Source organism: Massilia aquatica (assembly GCF_011682045.1).
Lineage (GTDB): Bacteria > Pseudomonadota > Gammaproteobacteria > Burkholderiales > Burkholderiaceae_D > Telluria_A > Telluria_A aquatica.
The window spans coordinates 1-8,371 of the sequence record NZ_VVIW01000052.1 but is presented as its reverse complement, the minus strand read 5'-3'; the positions used below and the strand labels follow the sequence as shown (position 1 = coordinate 8,371).

Annotated in this window: 5 protein-coding genes; all 5 read left to right on the top strand. The window is 53.8% G+C overall.

The features are described from left to right. The first annotated feature begins 153 nt into the window (after positions 1–153). The gene (gene hsdR, locus F1609_RS33560; RefSeq protein ID WP_167082219.1) at positions 154–3,660 is read left to right on the top strand and encodes a type I restriction-modification system endonuclease; all 3,507 of its coding nucleotides are present in this window, start codon (positions 154–156) and stop codon (positions 3,658–3,660) included. A 27-nt stretch (positions 3,661–3,687) separates the two neighbouring features. Further along, positions 3,688–5,145, top strand: coding sequence for a class I SAM-dependent DNA methyltransferase (locus F1609_RS33555; protein ID WP_167082217.1), 1,458 nt, complete (start codon positions 3,688–3,690; stop codon positions 5,143–5,145). Beyond that, positions 5,142–6,479: a restriction endonuclease subunit S gene (locus F1609_RS33550; protein WP_167082215.1), complete on the top strand. Its 1,338-nt coding sequence runs from the start codon at positions 5,142–5,144 to the stop codon at positions 6,477–6,479. The genes F1609_RS33555 and F1609_RS33550 overlap by 4 nt, the downstream gene beginning before the upstream one ends. Continuing rightward, a complete protein-coding gene (locus tag F1609_RS35300; protein WP_167082213.1) occupies positions 6,476–8,152 on the top strand; it encodes an AAA family ATPase in 1,677 nt (558 codons plus the stop codon). The genes F1609_RS33550 and F1609_RS35300 overlap by 4 nt, the downstream gene beginning before the upstream one ends. After that, on the top strand, positions 8,152–8,371 hold a 220-nt coding region (locus F1609_RS34340; protein ID WP_206752982.1), incomplete at its 3' end, for a hypothetical protein. The genes F1609_RS35300 and F1609_RS34340, both read left to right, overlap by 1 nt.

The following is an 8,371-nucleotide window of genomic DNA, read 5'->3' as shown; positions in this document are numbered from 1 at the left end:
ACTGTAAGAACCGGGGCATCAATGTAGCGCAGGCTCCGACTGGGAGCGCCGAGCAAACCTGATGGGTCGTTTCTACGGCAAGGTGCCAAGAAATGAAATGTTGACGGCTTGGTTGCCGTCAAGTTCACATCGATCCAGAAGGGCGCAACGTATATGGCAAAGGAACTTGGGGGGAAACCCGGCAACTTCGGCTTCTTGGCTGAGCATGCTCCGTTGTTGGCCGAACTAGGCTCCACAGCAGAGCGACTCTACCCTTTTGACCCTGCCAGTTGTGTTCTCAAACTGCGGTTACTTGCAGAATCCCTTACGCAAGAAGTCGCTTCTCGTGTTGGCTTGCGTTTACATCAGGTCACTCAAGCAGAGCTATTGCGCGCAGTTGACCAGCGCCTCGGTTTGGACCCTCAAGTGCGGCAAATGTTTCATTTGCTGCGAATTCGTGGCAACGACGCTGCTCACCGGGCAGATCACGGCATCGGGTATAGGGAAGGCCTCGAAGCGCTGAAAGTTGCGCGGGAGATTGGCATCTGGTTCCACCGAAGTTTCGGCAAGGAGCAAGACTTCAAGCCGGGCCCATTTTCCTTGCCAGATGACCCCAGCCAAAAATTGCTCCAGCTGCAGCAGCAAGTGGATAGTCTTACCCGGGACTTGCAAGAGGCGCAAACCGAGCAGGCAGGCAAGGCCGAACTGGCTACTCTGCTTGCAGCGCAGGCGGCACAAGAGCGCGAACTTGCTGCACACGCTAGCGAGGAGCGCAGCATTTATGAAAGTTTGGCGAACGAAGCGAGCACACGGTTTGCGGCGCTGAAAGCGGAATTTGACGCAAAGCTGCAAACAGCAGCGCTACAGCCTACTACAACTAGCACCCAAGACATTCAGCGCTTTGCTCAGCGGTCTGCACGGGCTGCCCAGCAAGTAACGTTGGACGAGGCCGGCACGAGACTGTTGATCGATCAAATGCTTCGCGACGCCGGTTGGGAGGCTGATACCATTTCCTTAACGTACGCCAAGGGCATTCGCCCAGAGCGTCACCGCAACTTGGCGATCGCTGAATGGCCCTCACGTGGGAAACAGAGCGCCGATTACGTTCTATTCGCTGGCCTTACGCCGATTGCTGCGGTTGAAGCCAAGCGTCTGAATGTCAACGTGGCCGGTAAGATTGGCCAAGCCGAACGATACGCACGCGGCGTTCAATTCGACGTTGGTTACGGCGCCGCTTGGCTGGTCGAAGGCCGCCAAGTTCCGTGGTCCGATGGCCAAGGGGGCGAATTTCAACTACCGTTTGCATACTCATGCAATGGTCGCCCGCTGATTAAGCAAAACGCTGAGGTAAGCGGCACCTGGTTCCGCGACCTTCGCCTTGGTTCCAATTTATCCAAGCCTTTGCAGGGATTCCACACACCCGAAGGACTGTTGGATCAGCTCCGTCGCAGCAAAGCAGATGCCAACGCACGGTTAAAGCAAGAAGGTTTCGCCTATCTCGGTCTTCGCGAATACCAGGAAGAGGCCATCGCTGCCGTCGAGCGTGCGCTAGAGAGTGGACAGTCCAGTTGCTTGCTTGCCATGGCTACCGGAACGGGGAAGACGCGTACCATCATCGGCCTTATTTATCGCCTGCTGAAAACCGAACGCTTTCGCCGTATTCTGTTTTTGGTCGATCGGACGGCGCTGGGCGACCAAGCCATGGATACCTTCAACGAAGCTCCGCTTGAACAGAACCAGCCGTTGTCAAAAATTTATAACATCGCGGCACTCGGCGACATGGCTGCCGAGGCTGAAACGCGTGTCCAGGTGGCCACAGTACAGGCTATGGTCAAGCGCATTTTTGCAAGCGATAATCCGCCAGCCGTGGACGCTTTCGATTGTGTGATTGTGGACGAAGCGCATCGCGGATATACACTTGACCAGGATATGACCGAGGGCGAACTTGCTTTACGTGACCAGGCTCAGTACCTATCTACTTACCGTCGGGCGCTGGAGTATTTTGACGCGGTCAAGGTGGGACTGACGGCCACGCCCGCTCGACACACCACAGAGATTTTCGGCCGTCCGGTGTTCACCTATTCTTACAGAGAAGCCGTTGCTGAAGACTGGCTCATAGACCACGAACCGCCGATCCGGTATCAGACCCTGCTCAGCCAGCATGGGATCCACTTTAATCGTGGTCAGCAGGTGGAAGCCATCAATATGGGGACCGGCGAGATTGAGTCTGCTGAGCTGGACGACGAACTTCACTTTGAGCTAGAGAGCTTCAACAAGCGTGTCATCAACGAAGACTTTAACCGTGTCATCTGCGAACAGCTTGCGCAAGAATTGGATCCGATGGGCGAAGAGAAGACCATGATCTTTTGCGCCACGGATGCGCACGCAGACATGGTTAAGCGCCTATTAGGTAGCGCGTTCAAAGACGTATATGGCGATCACTACAACCAAGCCGCTGTTGAGAAGATCACGGGTGCTTCAGACAAGGTCGATCAGCTTATTCGCCGGTACAAGAACGAGCGCTTCCCCTCCATTGCTATTACGGTGGATCTGCTAACGACGGGCATCGACGTGCCACCCATTTGTCATTTGGTATTTATGCGCCGGGTGAAATCGCGCATCCTATACGAGCAAATGATTGGTCGCGCAACGAGGCGATGTGACGAGATAGGCAAAACTGTCTTCAAGATCTACGATCCCGTAGACCTTTATGCCGCCCTACAATCTGTCAATACCATGCAACCGCTGGTTAAGGACCCACGCGTTACGCTGGACCAGTTGCTAGATGAACTGAACAATCCCGGAGCATATGAAGCACCCGGGAGCGCGCCAGGCCGCAGCCACGCTCATGACGTGCTGGACCAGCTCAACCAAAAACTTATGCGTGTTCTCCGTGGCGCTGCGCATAAAGCTGACAAACGTCCAGCATTGAAAGAGAGATTGGATGCACTGGAGCAGCAATGGGGCGTAGCGCCGCAGAATCTTCATCGCCACCTACACCAGTTGAGTGAGGAAAGCGGCCCTCAGGCTGCCGCCGACTTCCTGCGCAACAATACACGGCTACTGCTGCAACTCGCCGAGGTCCAACAACTGCTTGGTACTGCCTATATGCCTGTAATCTCGCAACATGTAGACCAAATGCGCGAGCGTGCTCAGAGCTGGGGCGAATACACCAAGCCAGAGGACTATTTAGATAGCTTCAGCGCCTTCGTACGTTTGCAGATCAATAAGTCGGCCGCTATCGCCACTGTGGTAAACCGACCTCGTGACCTGACCCGAGAGCAGCTCAAGGAAGTGCGCATGCTGCTTGACGGCGCGGGTTTTTCAGAAGCGAATCTCAAAGCCGCCTGGCGCAAGCAGAGCAATCAAGATATCGCCGCCGGCGTTATTGCGTATATCCGCCAAGCGGCGCTGGGGGAGGCGTTACAGCCTTTCGAGCAGCGGGTAGCCCGGGCAATGCAAGACTTGTTCACGCAATTCACATGGACACCGATACAGCGTAAGTGGCTGGAGCGTTTGGCAAAACAACTTACCCATGAAATTGTCATTGATCACAATTTCGTTAACACGGCATTTGCTGGAGACGGTGGTGCCAAGCAGTTGGACAAACTGCTTGGTGGCCAACTGGAACGAGTTATGCACAACTTGACCGATGGCTTGTGGCCGCAAGCCGCAGCCTAACTGCTACACTAGAATCGAACCTACTTAATGACTACTCAAGACATTGTCCAAAAACTCTGGAACCTTTGCGACATTTTGCGCGATGACGGTATCAACTACAGCGACTATGTCACCGAACTTGTCCTTCTGCTCTTTATCAAAATGGAGCATGAGAATAAGGAGAGCGGCCTATTGCAAGCACACAAACTTCCCGACTATGCGCAGTGGCCTGAGTTCACTAGTCGTTCCGGACTAAATCTATTGAATCACTACAAGAGCAGCCTGCTTCGGCTCTCTCAGAGTACGGATCCGCTGATTGCCGCCATCTATGCCGAAGCGCAGACTAGCCTCAAGGAACCGCGTCACCTGGAACAGCTGATCAAGAGTCTGGACTCTATTGACTGGTTCAGTGCCAAACAGGACGGCTTGGGCGATCTGTACGAGGGGCTGCTGGAAAAGAACGCCAGTGAAACCAAAAGCGGCGCCGGTCAATACTTTACCCCGCGCCCACTTATTGACAGCATTGTTCATTTGCTTCAACCCCAGCCAGGTGAGACGATCCAAGATCCTGCTGCGGGTACCGCCGGATTCCTGATTGCGGCCGATGCATATATCCGTAGCAAAACTGACGACTACTACGATCTGACGGAAAAACAGCGCAATTTTCAGCGCAACAAAGCTTACCTCGGTATGGAGCTTGTCTCCGGCACCCGTCGTTTGGCTTTAATGAACTGCCTGCTACACGGGATGGAGGGTGATGATGAAGGTGTGGTCCATCTGGGTAACACGTTGGGCAGTGCTGGAAGCGGCCTGCCGAAAAGCAACGTCGTCCTCAGCAATCCGCCTTTTGGCAACGCTAAAGGCGGCGGTGGCCCAACTCGGGACGACTTAACATTTGCTACCAATAATAAGCAGTTGGCGTTCTTGCAGCACATCGTACGTCACCTCAAGGATGGCGGTCGTGCTGCTGTGGTATTACCCGATAATGTGCTGTTTGAATCAGTTGTGGGTACTGACATTCGCCGCGACTTGATGGATAAATGTCGCTTGCATACCATCTTGCGCCTGCCCACAGGAATCTTCTATGCCCAAGGAGTGAAGACCAATGTTCTGTTCTTCCAGAAAATAAGTCAGGCGGCTACTGGAAGCACACAGGAGATTTGGGTGTACGACATGCGTGCTAACGCTCCCAAGTACGGCAAACGTACACCACTGACTCGGGGGAACTTCGCGGACTTCGAGGCGTGCTTCGGCACAGACCCACTTGGCCAAACTACGCGAATCGACCAGGGTATTTCTGGACGCTTCCGTCGCTTTTCCCGCGACTGGATCGCCAGCGAGAAGGGTGACAGTCTGGACATTGCTTGGATTAAGGATGAGGACACTGAAGACGAGGCCGACCTGCCCGAGCCGGCAGTGCTGGCCCGCGAAGCGATGGATGAACTTAATACAGCAGTGGTGGAGTTGGAAGCAATTTTGGCGGAACTCGGTCAGGATGAAGAATGAGCAAGCTTCCCAATGGTTGGACTTTGGCGCAGTTGGGTGATCTCGTGCAATTTAACCCTAAGACCGAGGCGCGCGACGATACCAACTGCGGATTTGTACCAATGGCGAGCCTGGGTACCCGGTATGGCAAGGGCATCACCGTTCAACAGGAGCGTATTTGGGCCGAGGTCAAGAAAGCATATACGCACTTTAAAGACGGAGACGTATTAGTTGCTAAGGTCACGCCGTGCTTTGAAAACGGTAAGGCAGGCATCGCCAGGAAATTGCCGAACGGGATTGGAGCCGGCAGTAGCGAGTTTTGTGTCTTTCGCCCGATGGCTGGAATTGATGGGCGATATCTGCTTGGATGGCTAAGCACCAAGGATTTTCGCCGGCGCGCTACAGTCGCTATGACGGGATCGGTCGGCCTGAAGCGAGTGCCAAAAGATGTGTTCTTGGGTGAGACCTTGCCTGTCGCACCACCAGCCGAACAACGCCGTATTGCCAACAAACTCGACGATATGCTCGGACGCGTGGACGTCGTGAGCGACCGCCTCGCACGTGTCGCGCCCTTACTCACGCGCCTCCGGCAATCGATACTGGTGGCGGCGACGTCCGGGAAATTGACGTTCGAGTGGCGCTTGCAGCACCCTACAGCTCATGTTTGGAAGGACGTATCGCTAGTTGATGTGGCTGGAGATTTCGGCTACGGATCCGCAGCCAAGTCGAGTAGAACTGGAACCGTGCCGGTGCTTCGCATGGGCAATATTCAGTCTGGAAATCTGGATTGGACAGATCTCGTCTACACCAGCGCCCAAGACGAAATCGCGAAGTACGACCTTCGCGACGGAGATGTACTTTTCAATCGTACAAATAGTCCCGAATTGGTCGGTAAGTCGGCGATCTTCAGAGGCGAGCGGAGGGCAATCTTTGCGGGCTACCTAATTCGTGTGCGATGTGGTGCGCAATTACTTCCTGACTTCCTGAACTATAACTTGTGCAGTCCGGCAGGACGCGAGTACTGCTGGAAAGTGAAGTCAGACGGGGTTAGTCAGTCGAACATCAATGCTGTGAAACTGCGCGCCTTTAAGTTCAAATTGCCGGGTACCACTGAGCAAGCCGAGATTGTCCGTCGCGTCAAACTTCTCTTTGCCTACGTAGATCAGTTGGAGACACGACTGAAAGCAGCGCAAACCGGTGCCGAGCGGCTCGTGCCTTCGCTACTGGCCAAAGCCTTCCGCGGCGAACTGGTACCGCAAGATCCACGCGATGAGCCTGCCAATGCCTTGCTGCGGCGACTTCAGGCTGCTCCCGCACCGGCCCCAGTCAAGCGAGGTAGAAGGAGAGTCGAGTGAGACTACTTTCGATCGAAGTCTTCGGTCAGTACAAGAGCCTAAAAGATCAAGTCTTTGACTTCTCTGTGGCCGATGGGGATGTGGTCGTATTGATCGGTGCCAACGGTTCAGGCAAGTCCCAGGTCATGGAACTTGTGGCCGAGGTCTTTGCATTCTTGGAACGCAAGCAACGCCTAGATTTCCATGTTAGGAAGCCACTCGGATACGACTTTCGTGTCGCATACGAGCTGGCGTCTTCAGTTTTTGAGGGGCGCCGTCGCTATGTGATCGACTCTCGTGACGGCATCGTGGTTGAGGTATTTAGATTAGAGCAGGTTTCAGCCTTAGAGAGTACGCCTGCAACGCCCCCCGTCTGGTCCCTTATCCCTTATGCAAACGGATTAGATGATGTGTTGCTTCCCCGTCTCGTCGGGTACGCATCGGGTCTTTCCGAAAATCTACAACGTCCGTTTATGAGGAATGCATTGCAGTATCACGATGTGATCCGCGTGCGCTCGAGGCTTAAAGAGGAACTCGCTCAGCCCGACGTGGATGAGGAGAAGACCATTGGGATCAACAGCAAGTATCTCGCCCGATATCGTGGCATTTTCCACGCTGAAGGCGAAACCAATAGCCCAGATTTGTTTCGCCTACGAGAGGGGGACACGGTCGTTCCTAGAAACCTATTCATCGACTACGACTGCGCGGCGCTGCTCATAGCGCTCTTGGGAATGCTCCCAACTGAGGAAAGAGATGAGATCTGGACAGAAATTCCTTTTCGTCATCCTTCGAAGGCATTAATACGATTTGATCTTCGAGGCCACGCCACTGCTGGTGACAATGCCAGAGACATACAACGGCTGATAGACCTAGCAGGCGTGGATAAGCTGACTCCTCTGTCGCCAAGAACCACGGAGGCGCAGTTTGATTTGTTTCAGCTGGACTACTTGGCTGGCGAAATTGAACTCGACTTTGCCGACGAACAGATTCTCGAGCGTATCGCTGAAAGCGCGCGCGGACCTAGCGAATGGTTCTCAGCGCTCTACAAGCTACAACTCTTGGGAGTTGGCGCATGGCCAGGCGCCATGAAAAAGTCGCTGCGGAGCGACGGATTCCAGGGTCATGTCAAAAAGCCACTGAAGACTAAGTTGCCGCTGTCGGTTGAGGAGCTTTGGCTATCCGACGGACAAACCCAAGTCATGCTTGACGATCTAAGCGACGGAGAAATTCAACTACTGCTCACGCTCGGCGCTGTTAAGTTGTTCGGAAATGACGAGACGTTATTCCTGTACGACGAGCCGGAAACTCACCTCAACCCTAGCTGGCGAGCTCACTTTCATCTCGACTTCGAACGAGCCAACCAAACTAACGGTTCTGCCCAGGCATTTGTCTCTTCCCATTCTCCATTCTTGGTTTCCTCATTACCGCGTCAGGCCATTTTTCACTTTGAGAAAGCCGATAGGGTTACGTCCATGAATACGCCAGCCAGCGAGACCTTCGGTGCTTCGTTTGATGTGCTGATCAAGAAGCACTTTAATCTTCGAGCGGCAATCTCTGAGACGGCCGTCTTGCAGATCCGCGAGATGTTAGCCGATGAAAGCAAAAGCAATGATGAAAAGCTCGCTTGGTTGGAAACCTCGGTTGGGACATCGATCGAACGATCATATCTCATCAATAAGCTTAGGGCGGAGTAATGCTGTTTTCAATTAGACCGGGACTGGAGCACTCTAGGGTCTTTGACGCGCTCAATTTTTACTTAAGAGAGGTTGTGTTGGCCGCACTCGAAGGTCGTGCCGTGAATCAAGGAAATATGCCACTTGGTTTGTATGCTGCAGTAATCAGCAACTTGCCGACTCGGGACGCAGCTGCGACTCTTCAAATTTCGTTGAACGCGTTGGATCAAGGAGAAAAAG